At 39.2% G+C, this 19,454-nt stretch carries 14 protein-coding genes and 1 riboswitch; of the genes, 6 read left to right on the top strand and 8 right to left on the bottom strand.

The annotated features are described in order from the left end of the window. Both TW85_RS09395 and gltX read left to right on the top strand, forming a co-directional pair. Positions 1–613 (top strand): TolC family protein (locus TW85_RS09395; protein WP_046016876.1); only part of this gene is annotated, 613 nt, incomplete at its 5' end. A 186-nt stretch (positions 614–799) separates the two neighbouring features. Further along, on the top strand, positions 800–2,281 hold the full coding sequence (gene gltX, locus TW85_RS09390) for a glutamate--tRNA ligase (protein ID WP_046016862.1): 1,482 nt from the start codon (positions 800–802) through the stop codon (positions 2,279–2,281). Between the two features lie 63 nt (positions 2,282–2,344). Here gltX and TW85_RS09385 read toward each other — a convergent pair whose 3' ends face one another. From TW85_RS09385 to alc, 4 genes are all read right to left on the bottom strand, one after another. Next, positions 2,345–4,231, bottom strand: a complete 1,887-nt coding sequence (locus TW85_RS09385) for a HAMP domain-containing methyl-accepting chemotaxis protein (protein WP_046016861.1) — start codon at positions 4,229–4,231, stop codon at positions 2,345–2,347. Between the two features lie 809 nt (positions 4,232–5,040). Further along, on the bottom strand, positions 5,041–6,252 hold the full coding sequence (locus TW85_RS09380) for a urate hydroxylase PuuD (RefSeq protein ID WP_046016860.1): 1,212 nt from the start codon (positions 6,250–6,252) through the stop codon (positions 5,041–5,043). Between the two features lies 1 nt (position 6,253). After that, on the bottom strand, positions 6,254–6,775 hold the full coding sequence (locus TW85_RS09375) for an ureidoglycolate lyase (RefSeq protein ID WP_197477802.1): 522 nt from the start codon (positions 6,773–6,775) through the stop codon (positions 6,254–6,256). 54 nt (positions 6,776–6,829) lie between these two features. Further along, a complete protein-coding gene (gene alc / locus TW85_RS09370) occupies positions 6,830–7,822 on the bottom strand; it encodes an allantoicase (RefSeq protein ID WP_046016858.1) in 993 nt (330 codons plus the stop codon). 275 nt (positions 7,823–8,097) lie between these two features. On the opposite strand from alc, the gene TW85_RS09365 reads away from it, so the two are divergent. Both TW85_RS09365 and aroA read left to right on the top strand, forming a co-directional pair. Beyond that, positions 8,098–8,985, top strand: coding sequence for a MurR/RpiR family transcriptional regulator (locus tag TW85_RS09365; protein ID WP_046016857.1), 888 nt, complete (start codon positions 8,098–8,100; stop codon positions 8,983–8,985). A gap of 71 nt (positions 8,986–9,056) precedes the next feature. Next, complete coding sequence (gene aroA, locus TW85_RS09360; RefSeq protein ID WP_046016856.1) at positions 9,057–10,349, top strand: 3-phosphoshikimate 1-carboxyvinyltransferase; 1,293 nt, start codon at positions 9,057–9,059, stop codon at positions 10,347–10,349. A gap of 67 nt (positions 10,350–10,416) precedes the next feature. Here aroA and TW85_RS09355 read toward each other — a convergent pair whose 3' ends face one another. From TW85_RS09355 to rsmI, 4 genes are all read right to left on the bottom strand, one after another. Beyond that, positions 10,417–11,088 carry a hypothetical protein gene (locus TW85_RS09355; RefSeq protein ID WP_046016855.1) on the bottom strand — a complete coding sequence of 224 codons (672 nt, stop codon included), beginning with the start codon at positions 11,086–11,088 and terminating at the stop codon, positions 10,417–10,419. Positions 11,089–11,326: 238 nt separating this feature from the next. Beyond that, positions 11,327–13,309 (bottom strand): phosphomethylpyrimidine synthase ThiC, encoded by a 1,983-nt coding sequence (gene thiC, locus TW85_RS09350; RefSeq protein WP_046016854.1) that lies wholly within the window; start codon positions 13,307–13,309, stop codon positions 11,327–11,329. 147 nt (positions 13,310–13,456) lie between these two features. Further along, positions 13,457–13,561: riboswitch (TPP riboswitch) on the bottom strand. Between the two features lie 45 nt (positions 13,562–13,606). Continuing rightward, positions 13,607–16,171, bottom strand: a complete 2,565-nt coding sequence (locus TW85_RS09345) for an EAL domain-containing protein (protein WP_052702051.1) — start codon at positions 16,169–16,171, stop codon at positions 13,607–13,609. A gap of 154 nt (positions 16,172–16,325) precedes the next feature. Then, positions 16,326–17,186 (bottom strand): 16S rRNA (cytidine(1402)-2'-O)-methyltransferase, encoded by an 861-nt coding sequence (rsmI, locus tag TW85_RS09340; protein ID WP_046016874.1) that lies wholly within the window; start codon positions 17,184–17,186, stop codon positions 16,326–16,328. A 30-nt stretch (positions 17,187–17,216) separates the two neighbouring features. Between rsmI and TW85_RS09335 the strand changes: the two genes are divergently transcribed. Together TW85_RS09335 and TW85_RS09330 are read left to right on the top strand one after the other, a co-directional pair. Beyond that, positions 17,217–19,118, top strand: a complete 1,902-nt coding sequence (locus TW85_RS09335; RefSeq protein WP_046016853.1) for a penicillin-binding protein activator — start codon at positions 17,217–17,219, stop codon at positions 19,116–19,118. After that, the gene (locus tag TW85_RS09330; RefSeq protein WP_046016852.1) at positions 19,060–19,452 is read left to right on the top strand and encodes a YraN family protein; all 393 of its coding nucleotides are present in this window, start codon (positions 19,060–19,062) and stop codon (positions 19,450–19,452) included. The genes TW85_RS09335 and TW85_RS09330 overlap by 59 nt, the downstream gene beginning before the upstream one ends. The last annotated feature ends 2 nt before the right edge of the window (positions 19,453–19,454 follow it).

Below are 19,454 nucleotides of genomic sequence, written 5' to 3'. Positions count from 1 at the left end.
TTATGTGGATCTTGCGAAAAAACAAAACAACGACATAAAAACCTTGGCTCTGGCTCATGACTCTGCTTTGACTAACATTGAGATTCAAAAGTCCAATGGCCGTGTCCCTACAGTGACCGTTTCTGGTAGCCTTACTCGCTCTGATCGTGACACATCACCAACCTCAAGTGGTGATGGCGATAGTCTGGCGGCATTTATAGGGGTTAATGTTAGCATTCCACTTTATCAAGGTGGTGCAATCAATGCGCAAGTGAAACAGTCTGTTCATGATGCCGTTGCCGCTGAAGAGAACCTAGAAGATCAATTACAAACAACAGAGCTAGCGGTTCGCTCTTTGTACCGAGATTTAAAAACGTCTGTAGCGCAAATTGCCGCACAGAAGCAACTTATTATCTCGAATGCCAGCTCATTAGAAGCCACACAAGCAGGCTATGATGTGGGCACTCGTAACATTGTTGAGCTACTTGATGCGCAATCTGATCTGTACAATTCTCAAGGCACACTTGAGCAATTAAGATACAGCTTTGCGGTAAAACAAATGTCCTTGCTTGAATACACGGGTGAGCTTGATGAAGAAAAGATTAAAGAGCTAAATACTTGGTTAGTTAACTAATTTTTTCTTTTATCTAGATATTTACCCTTTAAAAGGATGCCAATTGGCATCCTTTTTTATGTCAGGCCTAAACAATCATTTGAAAAGCCTTAAGCAAAACAAAAATAGCGAAATTCTTAGTTACGCTTTTATTTCAAGAGGCTTATAATAATCGCCATTTTTACAACTGGAATTGATGAGTCTCTTATGTCTGAAATCAGAACGCGTATCGCCCCATCACCAACAGGTGATCCACATGTAGGAACCGCGTACATCGCTTTATTTAATATGGCTTTTGCTCGCAAAATGGGCGGTAAGTTCATTCTTCGTATTGAAGATACAGACCAAACTCGTAGTACATCAGAATCAGAAAAAATGATTCTGGATGCATTACGCTGGTTAGGTCTAGATTGGGCAGAAGGGCCTGATGTTGGTGGCGAGTATGGCCCATATCGCCAAAGTGAGCGTGGTGATATTTATGCAGATTACGCCAAAGAGCTGATTGAAAAAGGTCACGCTTTTTACGCGTTTGAAACAGCTGAAGAGCTTGATCAAATGCGTAACGAGCAAAGAGAACAAGGCCTTCAACCTAAATATGATGGTCGTGCTCTTAAGTTAAGCCAAGAAGAAGTACAAGCAAAGCTAGATGCTGGTGTCCCTTATGTTATCCGCATGAAAATACCAGAAGAAGGTATCTGCCGCGTGCAAGATATGCTTCGTGGCGAGATAGAAATTGATTGGGCTCAAGTTGATATGCAAGTTCTGCTAAAAGCAGATGGTATGCCGACTTACCACTTAGCCAATGTTGTTGATGATCATCTAATGAAGATCACCCATGTTATCCGTGGTGAAGAATGGATCAACTCAGCCCCCAAGCACATTTTGCTATATCAATACTTTGGTTGGGATATGCCAACACTGTGTCACATGCCTTTGTTACGTAACCCTGATAAGTCAAAGCTATCTAAACGTAAGAACCCAACAAGCATCCTTTACTACCAACGTATGGGTTACCTTGCTGAAGCTGTTGTTAACTATTTAGGACGCATGGGCTGGTCAATGCCAGATGAAAGAGAGAAGTTCTCTTTAGATGACATGATCGAACACTTTGATATACAACGTGTTTCTTTAGGCGGCCCTGTTTTTGATGTTGAGAAGCTTAGCTGGCTTAATGGTTTATGGATTCGTGAAGACTTGAACCCGCAAGCTTTTGCACAGAAGTTCCAAGAGTGGGCATTAAACCCTGAATACCTAATGCAAATTCTGCCTTTGATCACACCTAGAATTGAGAAATTCTCAGATGTGGCTGATGTCGCAGGGTTCTTCTTAAAAGGTCACTTAGACATTAATGCTAGCAGTTTTGATGGCCTTAAACTTGAAGATGAAACCTTAAGAAAAGCATTGCAGTTTGCTACATGGAAGCTTGAATCACTTAGCAAATGGGAAAAAGACGAAATCTTTAATGCGATGAAATCCCTAGCTCAAACCATGGAAATCAAACCTAAAGACTTCTTTGCACCACTATTTGTTGCAATAGCCGGCACAACATCTTCAGTCTCTGTCTTTGACTCTATGGCCATTCTTGGGCCAGATATCTCAAGAGCAAGACTAAGAGCCGCTGTTAACGCTGTTGGATCACCCTCTAAGAAAGAAGGTAAGCGCTGGGAAAAAGAGTTCCAAGCACTTTAAGCTTCCGGCTTATAGATATAAAAAAACCGGCTTAAGCCGGTTTTTTTATATCTCATCATTAGGTTAGACAGTGGTAAATACGCGTGTCTTACTATCAAGATGATCAACCAAATTATGAATTTGGTTAGTATTATCAGCAATAGTCGTAATTGAATCAGTGTCTGCTTGTAGCTGTTGAGCAATATTATCCATATCTTCACTCATATGTACGGCAGTTTTAGACACTTCCTGAATAGACTGAGCCATATGATTGGCTGAATCAGCACCGGTTCTCGCGTTAACTTCGATCTCACGCATCGCCTGCTCTGCTTTTTCACCCGACTCTTCAATAGCAAGAAGGTTTTCTTGGCCATTTTTCATCGTCGAGATCGCAGAACTTGTAGAGGTTTGAATTGTGCTAACTATGTCAGTGATTCTTGCAGTAGCATCAACTGTCTTCTCCGCAAGAGAACGGACTTCATCGGCTACAACAGAGAAACCTCGACCGGCTTCACCTGCACGAGCAGCCTCGATAGCCGCATTGAGCGCAAGTAGGTTAGTTTGGTTTGCCAAATCATTGATCATAGAGATCACACCATCAATGTCTTTAGACAAACGACCTAACTCATTTAGTTGATCACCTGTTTTATTAACAAATCCGACGGTTTTAGACAGATTGAATAGCGCTTCTTTAATTGTCTCTGCACCATTTTTCGCAGACTCATAAGTATCTTTAGACTGAACGCTTAGTGTATCTGTTGTATCTGAAATACTTGAAATGGTTGTTGAGATTTCTTCTGTTGCAGCAGCTAAAGAGTTAGTTTGAGTATTGATCGACTTGTTACTGTCAGCAATATTAGATACTGCTGTGTTTAATTCAGAAACCATGTCATTAACTTCTGTCGTGGTCGTCACCACATCACTTAATACTGAGCCTAAGCCACCCGTCATTTCGTTGACAGAGCCACAAAGTGCATCAAACTCATCATTTCTTTTCGCATTAATCGAAAGTCTAGCAGTTAAGTCGCCTTCTTTTACCTTCACAAGGTCACGAATGATTTGATTAAGTGTTTTGTTAACACTTTTACCAATACCCATCATCATTAAGCCCGCAAATACAGCAACAAGGATACTCACACTAATCAGGGTAAAACTTGCTTGTTTAGAACTGTCTTTCGCTAAGGTTTCAGCACTTATGATTAAACTTTTTAAATAATCTGACGCAGCTGAGCGGTTGGTTGCAAACTCAGCTTTCTGCTCTGCAAAAACTTGCTCAGCATCAATCGTAATTGTATTTTGAACCGTTAGCTTTTCAACCGAAGCTAAGTACGCCTTAATACTTTCACCAAAACGTTCTTCCAAACCAAAGTTTTTTACACGCTTGAAAAAGCTATTATATTTTTCAAGAAAGTAAGCTCGGTTATCTTCAGTTGTTTCAAAAATATAGTTTTTCTCAGCTTCACGAACAGGCAAGAATTCTTGCTTCACCAAACTTAGAAAAGAAATTTCACCAAGAACAACTTCACCAAGAGAAGCGATCTCTCCTTTAATACCTGATTGGCCATCAAAGCCAAGAATATGTCTTTGGTGAACAATATTGGTTAACGAGTTAGAGTAACTTTCTAAACTTGCTTTAGCCGTTTCAAGTGTTGCTCGGCCTTCTTCTGTACCTATCTCACTAATATTTTGATCTAAACTTACTAAAAACGTTTCCTTGTTTGAATTAATCCCTTCGATATACGACTCATAATTATCGTTATTAATAGTCAGTACACCCTCATACTTTTTCATCATAGAGATGACAAGAGCATCAAGGTTACTTTCTATTTGAGAGAGATTTTGAAGACGGGAAGAAGTGGCTTGCTGAGTATTTAAACCATTTAACGCGACTAAAGTGACTACGACAAAACCACTTATAGCACAAAATAGTAAAATGGTGAGCTTTGCTCTAAAGCTGAGATTTACCAACATATTGCATTCACCTGATTAAGCTGCATTGAATTGTTACACGACGTTACATTAAATAATCTTTTTAGACTAATGTCTAAGAAGGGTAACCCATGCAATTTAGTATCGAAACAATTTTTTTAAACTTAACAATATTTTTTTGTTTAAATAATATTATCGCAACAAACTCCGTCTTGTAATTAAAAAAACCTTTATGTTCAGCACTCTATCCTTAGTACTTGGTAACAGGTTATCAAAATCTTTTCTATTTTCATACATTCAAATCTGAGCACTAACCATAGGATTTATGGCCTTTCTAGCATGAGCACTCTTATTTTTTGGAACAGAACCTTTACTCAACTTACAAAAGTCTTGATCAAGGTATTTGTAACAATCGAACAAAAACATCTTAAAACCTCATAACCTTACCTAGGAAACTTGCGAATAAGCTCTCCCGCCTCAACGTGTGGATAAAAGCCGCGAGATTTATGGCGAGGTGCGCAATTTAATAGTTATTCTATTAATAAGGCCCTCAACGTAAAGATAGAGCTTTTAGGCCACGCCCTTCAGGTCTTTCAGAAAAAGTAACACCCTGTGTTGTCACTTCTCGAAAGTGTACCAACATCACGTCAAGGTAACGCCTTGTGCGATACTTTTCCCCAAATACCTTAAAAGAGCAGACTGAGAAGAGGTGACTTAATTGCAGGCTCCCTAGTCCCTTAACATCTAAAAATAGAAAATAATTATTTTAAACGCAAAAAAAAGGCCCGATAATCGGGCCCTTTTTTGATTTAACTTGGCTGAATTTTAACTCAAACCAAAACTAAAGCATTTTACTTCTGATTCGAAGTGTACCATTGACCAAGAAGGTCTCGCTCTTCATCTGTCATTTGCGTGATATTAGCAAGTGGCATTGTTTTTAATACAACAGAGCGCTGGAATATACGTTCTTGCAATGCATCAATTTGCTCTTGATTTTCTAGCAGAATCCCAAGAGGTGCAGCGGTAAACATTTCAGAACTTGGGTTAACCGCATGACAGCTAGCACAACGCTCTATAATAATGTCTTTCGCCTTAAGGTTTAACGCATGCTTATCATCCACTGATTGCTCTACTGCTGCATTTGCAGTAACTGGTGCAACATAGGCTGCAGGCTTAGTAATAAAGGCCAAACCAAGTAGCGCAACAACACCAACAGGTAAGATCCAAGCTGATTTCTCAGGTTTATGCTGGATATTGAAGTGATGACGAATAGCCATACTAATCACAACCAAGCCTAATAGGATTGCCCAATTATGCGCATCACTAAACGTAGATGGGTAGTGGTTAGAGATCATGATGAACAAGATCGGCAGTGTTAGGTAGTTATTATGACGCGAACGTAATAAAGCTTTCGCACCATATTTAGGATCTACTTCTTCACCTTTTTCTACCGCTGCAATCAAGGCGCGCTGAGAAGGCATAATGACATGAGCAACGTTACCCACCATCATGGTACCAATCATTGCACCAATATGGATAAATGCACCACGGCCGCTAAAGACTTGCGTCAAACCGTAAGCTGCCAAAGACATGAGCACAAAACCAACAGCAACTAATACTTGAGGGTTACTCGCCAAAAGGTCACATAGGTAGTGATAGACTACCCAAGTTGCCACAATCACCAAGATACCAATTGCAACAGCCTGCCACGCTTCAAGTGCCATGACTTGAGGGTCAATCAGATACAAGTTGGCATTCATGTAGTACTGAACAAAGAGTAAAGCAATACCTGTCAACCAAGTAGTGTAGGCTTCCCATTTAAACCAATGTAAGGTTTCCGGCATTTTTTCCGGTGCAGATTTGTATTTTTCTAGACGGTAAATACCGCCACCATGAATGGCCCAAAGATAGCCAGAAATTCCTTCTTTTTGCTTGCCTGTTCTAACTAGGTTATTTTCCAACCAGTTAAAGTAAAAAGATGCGCCTATCCACGCAATACCAGCCGTGATATGAAACCAACGTACTAGTAAGTTTAACCATTCATTATAGTGGCCATCTAACATTTTAAACCCCTTCGAAACTCATTGCTGCAATTTGAATATCACTTCCTTCTGGGAAAAAGAATTCATCACAATTGTGCCCTTCTCCAATTCTGTCTACGACAAGAAAATCAGAAACCTCTTCGAGCGCCAATAGTGGATGATGCCAAGTACCAGTGAAGTAATTTACCCCTTGAGCCCCCGTCGCATAGAACAAACGCAACCTACTCAGATCTGGCTCCTCATCATTTAACGCCGGTGCAACAACCACAAGATAGGGCCTTTGTTGTAATGGCATAAATGCTTGAGAACCTTTTGGATGACGCTCTAGCATTTCAATTTGCATTGGAAATTGCCTAGCATCCCCGCGAAAGATACTGATACCACCTCTTGCTTCACCTATTGTTTCCACTTCAGCAAGGTCATGAAAGCGCTGGGTTGTGCCTCCATTGATTGCAAATTGGTTTGTGCACACTTCGGTATCAATTACTTGACCAAAATCTGCAAAGGCGTCTGCTGTTAGCGTTTCTATTTTCAGTTTCATCACGAATCCTGTTCTATTTAACGAGCCTAATATCTAGGCTCGTCATGTTTTTCTTAATTAGTTTTTAACTGGTTTACCCATTAGACGAATACGACTCACACCACCATCAGGGAAGATATTCATACGAACGTGAGTAATAACACCAACACGGTTAAGCTCTTCAGCAAATACGTGTTCAGCATCAGCAGATAGAGACTGCTTAGGTAGCAATTCTTTCCAATAAATACTTTGAGCGGCTAATGTTGAATCAGGTAGTTCAGAAATATTTGCTACTTGTAAAGATAGTCCGTCAGGGAAATTGCCTTTAAAGAAAGCGGTATCGATAGTGACAGACTCAACCTCACCAGGATGGCCAAGTGCTAGAATAACCCAATCGTTACCCGGCTCACGGCGACGGCGTGTTTCCCAACCATCACCCATGTTAATCCCTTTACCAGGCATGATGATGTTATGCATAGTACCAAAGTGTTCGTCGTTACAAGCAAGGGCACGACCGCCATTTTCAACAGCAACTAAGTCAATTTGCTTATCACCTGTTACTTCATCCCAGCGTACTTCTGGCTCACCATAAACACGAAGACGAGCAATACCACCATCTGGGTAAATATTAACGCGAACATGGTTGTAAACAGTGTCATCGTTAACATCAACAAATAGTTGGTTGTTACCAGAAAGTGCAATGTTTTCTGTGATTTCTGTCCATTGAGTATTTTCATCAGGTGCAGTTTCTGAGTAACAAGCTTCGATTAAAGTTGCTGGCGCAAAGTTACCCGTGAAAAAGCGTGTATCAATTTCGAGTGTCTTAATTTTACCTGAGATACCTAGCTTGATAATACCATAGTCAAAACCTTCAGAGCGCTTACGACGGCTCTCCCAACCATCCATCCACTTACCGTTATCATCATACTTGTCATCAATCCAAACTGGATCGTGATCCTGGATCATACGGCTAATTGGCGCAAAGAAATCATCCGTTGCATACAGTGCTTCAGCACCAAGACGGGTAGATGCTAGATTCACTCCGTACCAAACTTTATCAGTGTTAGACATGGTCTCTCCTAGAAAGGCTAATGAGGTTTAAATAAGGTCATCTCTTTGGTGAGAAGTAAAAAAAGTGAATTATTCTCAAAACACCAAAGATGAAACTTATGTTTCAATAATGCAACTATAATACATTTGTTTCACTATAACCAAATATTTTTTTTCATAACGCACTTTTTTCAGTGAAAAAGGTATACTCTCAAGAACTTCTTAGCACTAAGAGCGAATTACTAATACGAATAGTAATTATTCCAAGTATTTTGATGCGGAACTGACTATTACCCATGCAAGACCTATCAATAGAACAAAGAATTAAACAAATTTACGATCAGTTATCTCCAACGCAGCAAAAGCTGGCATCTTGCATATTGAATCATCAAGGTGACATAGCCACATATTCTGCCACTGAGTTAGCCAAATTAGCCGGTGTTTCTAAATCCGCAGTTACGCGACTACTACAAAGATTAGAGTACAAGGACTTTGGAGAGGTGAAGCGCCAAGTTCGTGCTGCACGTCGTTGGGGTACACCCATTGCAGAGAAACAACCTGAGCACCAATCTATTTCAAATGTGTTTAGTGACTATATTCAGTGTGACCAGAACAATATTCAAAAAACCCTGGAGTCTATTAAGACAAGTGATTTTGATGCTGCGGTAAAGTCCATTGGACAAGCTCAAAGAGTTTATGTGATCGGTTATCGCAACAATCATGCTTTAGCGTTGCATTTACGTCAGCAACTCACTCAGTGCCGTGACAATGTCACCCTGCTTCCACTTCCAGGACAAACACTCGGTGAAGAGGTTGCCAGTTTCACAGCTAAAGATACTGTCATTATCATGGGTATTCGCCGACGCCCTGCTTGGCTTAAAAATCTAATGATTACCCTAAGAAAGCGTGGCATTTTCTTGATTTATATAACAGATCACGCCGATGTGAATCCAAAAGAAGTCAGCGACATTCACTTTTCATGTGTGGTTCGAGGTGTTTCTGCCTTCGACTCTTATGCCAGTGTTATGAACATCATTAGCGTTTTAGCAAATGGGGTTTATCAAGACAATTACAATGAGGCAAATGATAGAATTCAAGCAATTGAAGAGACATATCAGACCTTAAACGAATTAGATATGGCAGCGCTGAACAATGGCGCGCTTATCGATGAATTTGAAGCCTAGACTTTAAATTAAACATAATAAAAAATTGATATTAATTAACTAGTAGTAACGCATTTTTAACGGAAACATTAATGAACTCACTTACACTTGGACCGCTTTCTAGCGCCAATGGCGAGATCCAGATTCCTGGATCTAAAAGCCTTTCTAACCGTATTCTTCTATTGGCTGCATTAGCAAAAGGTGAAACCAAGATCACCAACCTGCTAGACAGTGATGATATTCGTCATATGCTTGATGCCCTTAAAAGCCTAGGCGTAAATTATCAATTAAGTGACGATGGCACGAGTTGTACAGTGCAAGGTGTTGCAGGCCCTCTTTCCAATGCCACATCAGAGCCTATTTCTGCTGACTTATTCTTAGGCAATGCTGGTACAGCAATGCGTCCATTAACATCTGCACTATGCTTAGGGAAAGGCGAGTATCTGTTGCACGGTGAGCCACGCATGCACGAACGCCCTATTGGTGATTTAGTGAGTGCACTTCGTCAACTAGGTGCCAACGTTGAGTATCTAGGCGAAGAGAATTATCCACCTCTGAAAATCCATGCAAATGGTATTCAAGGTGGCGAAGTCTCTATTAAAGGCAATATTTCCAGTCAATTCTTAACCGCCATTCTTATGAGTGCTCCCCTTGCACAAAACGACTTAACGATACACGTTGATGGCGAGCTTGTTTCTAAACCATATATTGATATTACCTTACATGTGATGAAGCAGTTTGGCGTCACAGTTGAAAATAAGGATTACCAGAGCTTTGTGGTAAAGGGTAATCAGACCTATGTAAGCCCTGGTGAGATCATGGTTGAAGGTGATGCTTCTTCGGCTTCATACTTCTTAGCCGCAGCAGCTATCGCGGGTGGCACAATCAAGGTTCATGGTATTGGCACAGATAGCGTCCAAGGCGATGTTAAATTCGCAGAAGTTCTTGCTGCTATGGGTGCAAACATTAGTTATGGTCCAACTTGGGTTCAGGCCAGCAAGGGCGGACTAAATGGTGTTGACCTTGATATGAACCATATTCCGGATGCGGCAATGACAATTGCTACCACAGCTCTTTTCGCCAAAGGCCCTACTCGTATTAGAAATATTTACAACTGGCGCGTAAAAGAAACGGATAGACTCAATGCCATGGCGACTGAGCTACGTAAACTTGGTGCTACAGTTGATGAAGGTGAAGATTATATCTATGTTGAACCATTAGCAGATGTACAGCATGCTGCAATCGATACCTATAATGATCATAGAATTGCTATGTGTTTCTCACTTGTGGCTTTCTCAAACAGTCAGGTGACAATTAATGATCCAGGCTGTACCTCCAAGACTTTCCCAACCTACTTTGAATTATTTGAGAAAGTAACAAACTAGTTTGATCACACATAAAAAAACCAGCTTAAGCTGGTTTTTTTATGTGTCCTAAATACTGTCATCTAGATTATTTGTCTGACTTAATCTCGTTAGATTCAATATCACCACTTTCAAATGAAAAGATTCCTTTTGTTCTATCCTTTGCGATTCGAGCCTTCATCTTTTGTGCAAATCTATGCTTTATCAATTCAAGCTCTTCAATTTGATCAAGGGTTAATAATTGATAAATTTCGACTTGCTGCTTGGCATATAAACGCATAACTTGGGTACTAATGTCTGCCTGAATACCTGCTGCATCAGACACTTTCTGCATATATTCAGCATCACTAGGACTTAACTCTGCTAGCAGCTGAACTTCAACGGCTATCTTACCTTGTAAGATTTTTCTTTGATTTGAATATCGAGTCACGATATCTGATAGCGTACTTTGAGCTTCTTCAGATAAACTTAATTTACGCGTTAAAAAATAGACAACATGGTCATTTGGCATATCAATTGTTGTTCGCGCTACAACCGCTTTGGGGAAGATCACCTGAGGCATATCAGATGGTTTTCTATATCTTGGGTTATGAACGATATGTGGGGGAGGTTGAGATTGGCGAAGCTTTTTAAGGTCTTCTAGAATTTCACGCTTTAAACTTTCTGATTTCCACTCCAAAAAAACATAAGGTGACACAAAAAGCGCCAACAAAATGAGCGCTATCAAAAAGCACCATGTTTTAGTTAGTGAGATCACCATTCAACAAACTCCTTTTCAGGCAAATAATAGCCATACTTTAATTATGACTATTAACCCGTCAAGATGTGTCAATCTGAAGTAATCTTGCGGTAAAATTATTTAAAATAAAGCATAAAAAACCCTCTATTTAACAAATTTTGCATTGTAAAAGTGATCACTTATCATGAAACACATTTTTCACAAGAACTTGCTAATATAGAGGGCTCTAGATTAATTCAAAAAGTGCTTTTATAGAAGCCTAGTTGATCTCTTCTTGTAACAAATACACCTCACTTCCCAAATCTTTAAACTGAGCTGACATATCATCCATTCCTTTACGCACCTCATCTGCTTGGACATTATGCACTTCTATCTTAGAGCTTCGCTCAAGATCCGCAGCATAATCCCTTACTTCTTGGGTAATTTTCATGGAGCAGAATTTTGGTCCACACATAGAGCAGAAATGAGCAACTTTGCCTGATGCTTGTGGCAGAGTTTCATCATGGTAAGCTCTCGCTGTTTCAGGGTCTAATGCCAAGTTAAATTGATCCTGCCAACGAAATTCAAAACGCGCTTTAGATAATGCATTATCACGAATTTGCGCCCCGGGATGCCCTTTAGCAAGGTCTGCCGCATGAGCTGCAATTTTATAGGTAATTAAGCCCTGCTTTACATCCTCTTTATTTGGTAAGCCTAAATGCTCTTTAGGCGTTACATAACAGAGCATTGCGCAGCCATACCAGCCTATTTGAGCGGCTCCTATACCGGATGTAAAATGATCATAGCCAGGTGCAATATCTTGAGTTAGCGGCCCTAATGTATAAAAAGGTGCTTCATGACAATGCTCAAGTTGCTCTGTCATATTATGCTTAATCATTTGCATAGGCACGTGTCCTGGGCCCTCAATCATAACTTGGACATCATACTCCCAGGCCACCTTAGTTAATTCACCTAGGGTTTTAAGCTCAGACATTTGAGCTTCATCATTAGCATCCATGATAGAACCAGGTCGCAAGCCGTCACCAAGAGATAGAGAGACATCATAAGCCTGACAGATTTCACAAATCTCACGAAAACGTTGGTACAAGAAACTTTCTTCATGATGTGCTAAACACCATTTCGCCATAATTGAACCACCACGAGAAACTATTCCTGTCAGTCGTTTGGCTGTCATAGGAACATAACGCAATAGAACCCCTGCATGAATTGTGAAGTAATCTACCCCTTGCTCCGCTTGCTCAATCAATGTGTCTCTGAAGACGTCCCAGTTTAGATCTTCGGCAATGCCTTTCACTTTTTCCAGTGCTTGATAAATCGGTACTGTACCAATTGGAATCGGTGAGTTTCTCAAAATCCACTCACGGGTTTCATGAATATTTTTACCTGTCGACAGATCCATCAAGGTATCTGCCCCCCAACGCGTTGACCAAACAAGCTTCTCAACTTCTTCTTCGATAGATGAGGTTAAAGCCGAATTACCAATATTTGCATTAACCTTCACTAAAAAGTTACGACCTATTATCATTGGTTCGGATTCAGGGTGGTTAATATTAGCGGGTATGATAGCTCTACCTGCTGCAACTTCTTGACGCACAAACTCAGGAGTAATTTGAGTTTGGATATTAGCGCCAAAACTATGTCCTGGATGCTGCTTCAACAAAAGCTCACTTTGTACTGCCTGCATATTTTGATTCTCACGAATCGCAATGAATTCCATTTCAGGCGTAATAATACCTTTGCGTGCGTAATGTAGTTGAGTTACCACCGCGCCCTGCTTAGCTTTTACTACTTTTGGTAAGTTTTCAAACCTAAGGTTATCTAACTTTTCATCACTGAGCCTTTGCTGAGCAAATTCTGAAGATACCCCCTCAAGCTCTTCAATGTCATTACGTGCTGCTATCCATTTGCCTCGGGTGGACGCTATACCTTTATAAACATCAATGTGCCTACTTGGTTCAGAATAAGGTCCTGAACATTCATAGACATAAACAGATTCATTTTTCTCATAGGTAAAATTAGCAGGATCTTTGCCTATAGGCGTATCCGAAACATTAATTTTACGCATAGGTACTTGTATAGAAGGGTCTCTTCCTTGAATGAAAACACGTTCTGAGGCTGGAAAAGGGTTCGCCTGCAAAGAGTCAATAAAGGCTTTAGCCTTTAACCTAGCTTCTTCGCGTTTACTCAGTGTTTCAGGTACAGCTGAGTTTGATTTAGTATTTTTTAACTCATTAGAAGACATAAGCAATCCTTTTAAAATGAAAGAAGTGCTTGTCAGTCGTGCGTTTGCTTCTACAAAAATCATATCTCTGATTTTTGCTAACACCACTCTACTATGACAATTAGCCATAATTTAAGAATGGAAAAGCATTCGATGCAGATAAGAAAGAATGAAGATTTTCTTGTTCCCTACGCAGGTATTTAGCCCTGTTCAGGTTCTGCGGATCCCGTGCATAAACACGATCTCAGCCAAATGGCACTCCGACAAGTGGGAGCAACTATAAGGAGATTAAAGAAAAAGTAAAGCCTTGTTGAATCATTAGCTGATTGTTTCATCAGTAAGCAGGTCGCTACTAAAATAGTTTTTTTGTAATATTTCTTGTTTCAATTCAACCAGAGATAAAGGCTTATAAAGAAGAAAACCTTGGGCATATTCGCATTTTAAAACTTTAAAAAAATCATACTGAAAATGACTTTCTATCCCCTCAACGACGACAACAAGGTTTAACATTTCTGCCATTTTCACCGATGCTTTGAGAATGACATCCTGACTATTACCAGGGATTAAATTCTTAACAAACGACCTATCAATTTTAAGTCCATCGAAAGGATACTGAGTTAGTCTTTCAAGAGAGCTATATCCTGTTCCGAAGTCATCGATATAAATACCAACACCATAACTACGAATACGTCTGAGCTGTCGCAGTACACTTTCTTCTTGGTCATAAATCGCTGTTTCAGTAATTTCTACTTTAATATTTTTAGGTGTTAACTGATTCACCTCCATCGACATAAGCAAGTTGTCACATACCTGGTCAGAGAGCAGTTGCTTAGGCGAAATATTAATACTAACAAAGAGGTTAGGCTTTCCACTGGCACTAATTAAATCTTTTAAATCATGACATACATGGTGAATTAACCAGTTTGAAAAGGGATTTATTAAATTCACTTGCTCAGCAATAGCAATAAACTCGGCTGGTGAGACCTCTCCTAAGGTGTCATTTCGCCAGCGCATTAAAGCTTCCATTCCCTTAATTTCACCTGTTTCAAAACATACTATCGGCTGATAATTAATATAAATTTCATTATGCTTTAACGCGTTAAAAAGACTCTTTTCTAATAAACTTCGGCGTCTTTCAAACTCATTCAGCCCTTGATTAAAGACAATAAAGTCGGCACGTCCATTGCGCTTTACTTCATACATGGCCATATCAGCTTGCTTTAACCCTTCACTGGCACTTTTTACACTTGCGTCCAACATACTGATGCCAATGCTGGCAGATATTTTAAAGTTGAACCCATTGCTAAACGCAAAAGGCTTACGCATACCAGCTACCACTTTATCAGCCAACTCATGTAACTGAGGCAACCCCTCAACACTCTTTAAAAAGACAGCAAACTCATCACCACCTAATCGAGTTATCATTTCATCAATACTAAAACAAGCCTTTAAACGACGGGAGAACTCAACTAATAACTCGTCTCCAACATGATGACCATATTGATCGTTAACTGCTTTGAACTTATCTAGATCAATAAAGAAAATTGCACTTTGATCAGCTCCATGCTGATCAATAAAAGATGACATCTGAGCCACAAATGTTGCTCGATTTAACAAGCCAGTTAAGGAGTCCATTTGCGCTTGCTGTTTTAAAGCTTCTTCCGCTTTTTTCTTTTCGGTCACATTTGAAATGAAGCCTTCATAGTAGACTTCACCGTTTTCATGTTGAGTTAAATAAGCATTCTCAAGCAACCAAATAGGCCTACCCGCTTGGTCCTGACTTTGCCATTCGAAACCTATCACCCTTTGCTCTTTCTTAAGCAGATTAATAAAATGCAAATACTGCTTGGGGTTTAGATACAATTGTTGACCAATATTTTTTACCTTAATACAAAGTTCATCTTCATTGTCATAACCAAAAGCCATAGCATAGGCAGGATTTGCTTTAAGTAGGTTACCATTCAAATTTGCTCGATAAATACCGTCCACTGACAACATAAATAAATTCGAATATTCAGTACGGACCTCTTTTAAACTTTGCCCTCTATCTTTTAAAAGACTTTCAATCTTGTATTCATAACGTCTTGACCTGTATATATAAAATACAATCAAACTTGCCATTAACACTAACATGGAAAGTAAGAGCTTAATTAAAGATCTAGGTTCATTTTGAATTGGACTGAAAGAAGGAAAAACACTTAACTTAAATTTATGATTTAACCATGAAAAAAGATAAGTTTCAGAAATTGGACTTTTACTAAACCCCTGACATGGTAGGGCTTTAGCAGTATACACAAGGCTCACAGTGTCAGAAGAAGTCAATAATGACAAATTTAAGCAGGGCGGGTTATTAGTGATATCAACATCAGATTTAGGGGTCAATAGCTCAGCTATATTCATACTCACAAATAATAACCCAGCATCTTTTATCCTAATACTTGAACCAAGCATGCCAGCATATTTTTCAGATTGGCTTATATATAATAAGTTGGAAATATTCGTACTTTCGTTTGCAAACTGACGCATTTCGTATTGATTTAAGAGTGTGTCTAAACCTGTTGAATCACGAGCATCAAACCAAACATAATTAAACCGACTCTCATCACCTTTAACATGATTCAATACACCTTCAACTTCACTTTGAGAATAAGTATTTAATCGGTTAAGTTGATCACTCAGGCTTTCAACTTCATTAATGTGAGATAAAATCTGACGATCAAATAAAGAAGATTGAGCTTTAATTGATTCATGATAAGAGACAGGATAGGACCAGCCGTTAACGGATAATGAAGTATACGTAAGCCAAGCGCAAATAATTACAATGAGCGCTATGGCAATTATCATAGGGGCAGGCGATTTCAGCCATTTTGACAAAAAATGCATAAGTTTTTTTTAATAGTCTAGCGATAATAGGCAAGTTGCTCTTATCTTGACAATGTCTAAAGCGAATAAATCCTTAATAACACCCCTATATTCATTATTTCAAATAACTATATTGGCAGAACCCAATATCAATAATAGCTATATCAAAAGTAATTTATGACTTCATCTCTAAGGCTATTTGATACAGAAAATTTTTCTTTAGACCTGTAATCTTAGCTGCAAGTTGTGACGCCTGTTTAACAGGTAATTCAGTCAATAATATCTCAAGAATTCGCTTGGCCTCTTGATCATTGTCATCCTCATCTTCTTGAGGTCTATAATCAACCATTACTACAAACTCTCCCCGCATTTGATTTGAGTCTTCTTCAAAGCATTGCAAGATATAAGAAGGCTTACCTTTAAGAAAAGTCTCGAACGTTTTAGTCAGCTCACGGGCTAGAACCAGCTCAACATCATCATCAAACACTGACATGAGATCTGTAATAGAATCATTAATCCTATGAGTTGACTCATAAAATATCGTTGTACCTGTTTGCTGCTTCCATGTTTGCATTACGTCTTTACGAGACTTACTTTTAGCGGGTAAAAAGCCTTGGAAGAAAAACTTATCTGTTGGTAAACCAGATGCACATAAAGCCGTTATGATGGCTGAAGGTCCTGGCACAGGTGATACTTTGTAGCCTAAATCTCTTAGATGGCTAACAACGTGATACCCAGGGTCTGAAATCAAAGGAGTGCCAGCATCAGAAACCAAAGCAATATCTTCACCTTCGTCCAGTAACTTAGCGATATATTGGGCGCGGTCTTTTTCATTATGATCATGGAGTGAAAATAAACGGGCTTCAATATTAAAGAAATTTAGTAGTTTTTTGGTATGGCGAGTATCTTCAGCAGCAATATAACTTGCCTTTTCTAAGGTTTCTTTTGCCCTTTTACTAAGGTCATCTAAATTTCCAATTGGTGTCGCGACAATATACAGGGTGCCACTAACATCCGTAGAACTATGTGGTAACATACGACCTCTTTCTCTTTGATTTTTAAGCATATGAGTCTTTTTAACGGGCGTATAATAGCATTATCTTTGTGTTCTGCACTCTTGGTTGCATGTGGTTCTGAAAAAACAACACAAAGTATTCAAGTTCAAGTAGTACAAGAACCTGTTATTGCTGAAACAATAGTTGCAGAACCAGTAGAAGAAATACCTACAGATGAATTTGAAAAGCTAATTTGGCAAGCAGAAAGAAGCCTAGAGCCAAGTATCTCCTCTGTTTATTATTTTAATGCTGCAACTTTAAAATATAAAGCAGGTCAGTTAGCAACTTCGCTTTCTATACTAGATAGCCAAGTCATACCTTTTACCGGCCCAAAACAGTTTGATGCCTACCTTTTAACCGCTCAAATCTATACTGAGTTAAAGCAACCTTTATATGCCTTAAGCGCATTATTTAAAGCTAAAAGGTTAGATAATGCGGATCTAAATACTAGCCAATATAAACTCGGTTTAAAAAGAGCGGCTGCACTCGAAGTACTTCAGAACTGGCCTTCTGTCGTCAAAGAGAGAATTAAACTTGATTCGCTTTTACCTCTTGATCGACTAGCGGACAATCAATCACAATTATGGCAAGCAATTCAAAACTTAACAGATCCTGAAGTTAGCTTTTTACAAAAAAATCCTGACCCTGTTTTAAAAGGTTGGCTCAGCATCTCATCAATTCTCAGGTCAAAATCAGCAACAATCAGTATGCAGCTTAACGCCTTTAAACAATGGCAAGCAAAACACCCTCTACACCCAGCTGCAGGCACACCTCCCGAAGACTTTGTAGTAATTGAAGAACTCGATCAAACTAAGCTTAATAAGATTGCAATTATTTTGCCTATGACGGGCAAATTAAGCCTTGCATCAAGAGCGATAATTGATGGATTTTTAGCCGCTTATTATCAGATTAAAGATGCAAATAAAGCTCAGCTGATCTTTATCAATAGTGACGACTTTCAGGATATAGGTGCCGCATTAAACGAAGCTTATGCTCAAGATGTAGATGTGGTTGTTGGTCCTCTCTCTAAAAGCTCCGTGGCTCAACTGAGTCGCTTTAACTTAGAAAAACCAGTTATCGCATTAAATCAATTAGAAACGTCTGCAAAGCACCCAAATCTACACTATTTTTCTTTAACCAGTGCCGACGATATTTTAGAACTAATTTCTTTCGCCAAACAAGAAGGTGCCACTAACGCTGGTATTTTATCACTAACCGATCCTTGGGCTCTTCGCCAAGCAGATGAATTCAAACAAATTGGCAAGCAAGAAAATATTAATATTGTCAGCAATATTGAGTTCAATAACAAACCAAAGGAAAGAGAAACTGCGATTAAAGAGCTGCTACTTATAAATGAGAGCCAGCAAAGAAAAAAATTAATTGAGCGCACCCTCAATCAAAAAGTAAGCAGCATTGATAGACCAAGACAAGATTTAGATTATCTATACTTTGTTGGGCACTTGACTGACGCCAAACAAATTAGACCCTCACTTGATTATTACTATGCGAATGACAATAACATTCCCATTCTGGCAAGCCATTCCATCAACAATCAAACACCAGATAAAAATACAAAAAAAGAAGATATTGAACGCATACTTTTTACAGAAGTACCCGCGCTAACAAGAGCAAATAGTCTATTGGACCCTGTATCTTCAAAGGTTTCTAAAAATATTTTAAAGCGATTACAAGCCATGGGAGCAGACGCTTACTTGTTAGCGAATCGTTATTGGGTTTTTCACAAACTCCCACAAGCCAGAATTTCCGCTAATACAGGACTTATTACTTTAGATGAATTAGGTGTTTTTAGAAAAAGGCCTGAGCTCGTTATGTTCAAATCAGGAAGATTGATCAATGCGAAAAATAAGGACATTTTTACAATCACTCGCCCTAAAGAAGAAGGCTACCAATAAAGGGGAGCTAGCAGAACTAGCTGCCCGGCGGTTTTTACAGAAACAAAAGCTCACCATCTTAGAACAGAACTTCTTTTGTAAGTTGGGTGAAATAGATCTAATTTGCCTTGAAAATGGTGTAATTGTTTTTGTTGAAGTAAGATACCGGAAAGATAACAGCCACGGGAATGCTGCCCAAAGCATTCATCATGGAAAACAAAGAAAAGTGATTAAAAGTGCCCAATATTGGCTTTTAATCAACCATAAACACGATGTAGACATACGCTTTGATGCCATACTCTTTGATCAAAGCATAGATGAGAAACATCTTACTTGGCTTAAAAGCGCATTTTAACT

The sequence above is a fragment of the Marinomonas sp. S3726 genome (assembly GCF_000967665.1).
Taxonomy (GTDB): Bacteria; Pseudomonadota; Gammaproteobacteria; order Pseudomonadales; family Marinomonadaceae; genus Marinomonas.
This window is presented reverse-complemented; position numbering and strand designations above follow the sequence as displayed.

Bases quoted from the DNA above. Each gene is read 5' to 3' on its own strand.
- TW85_RS09380 (WP_046016860.1), bottom strand. From the start codon at position 6,252: ATGTTAGATGGCCACTATAATGAATGGTTAAACTTACTAGTACGTTGG.
- TW85_RS09335 (WP_046016853.1), top strand. From the start codon at position 17,217: ATGAGTCTTTTTAACGGGCGTATAATAGCATTATCTTTGTGTTCTGCA.
- TW85_RS09365 (WP_046016857.1), top strand. From the start codon at position 8,098: ATGCAAGACCTATCAATAGAACAAAGAATTAAACAAATTTACGATCAG.
- TW85_RS09385 (WP_046016861.1), bottom strand. From the start codon at position 4,231: ATGTTGGTAAATCTCAGCTTTAGAGCAAAGCTCACCATTTTACTATTT.
- rsmI (WP_046016874.1), bottom strand. From the start codon at position 17,186: ATGTTACCACATAGTTCTACGGATGTTAGTGGCACCCTGTATATTGTC.
- aroA (WP_046016856.1), top strand. From the start codon at position 9,057: ATGAACTCACTTACACTTGGACCGCTTTCTAGCGCCAATGGCGAGATC.
- TW85_RS09345 (WP_052702051.1), bottom strand. From the start codon at position 16,171: ATGCATTTTTTGTCAAAATGGCTGAAATCGCCTGCCCCTATGATAATT.
- alc (WP_046016858.1), bottom strand. From the start codon at position 7,822: ATGTCTAACACTGATAAAGTTTGGTACGGAGTGAATCTAGCATCTACC.
- gltX (WP_046016862.1), top strand. From the start codon at position 800: ATGTCTGAAATCAGAACGCGTATCGCCCCATCACCAACAGGTGATCCA.
- TW85_RS09330 (WP_046016852.1), top strand. From the start codon at position 19,060: ATGCGAAAAATAAGGACATTTTTACAATCACTCGCCCTAAAGAAGAAG.
- TW85_RS09355 (WP_046016855.1), bottom strand. From the start codon at position 11,088: ATGGTGATCTCACTAACTAAAACATGGTGCTTTTTGATAGCGCTCATT.
- thiC (WP_046016854.1), bottom strand. From the start codon at position 13,309: ATGTCTTCTAATGAGTTAAAAAATACTAAATCAAACTCAGCTGTACCT.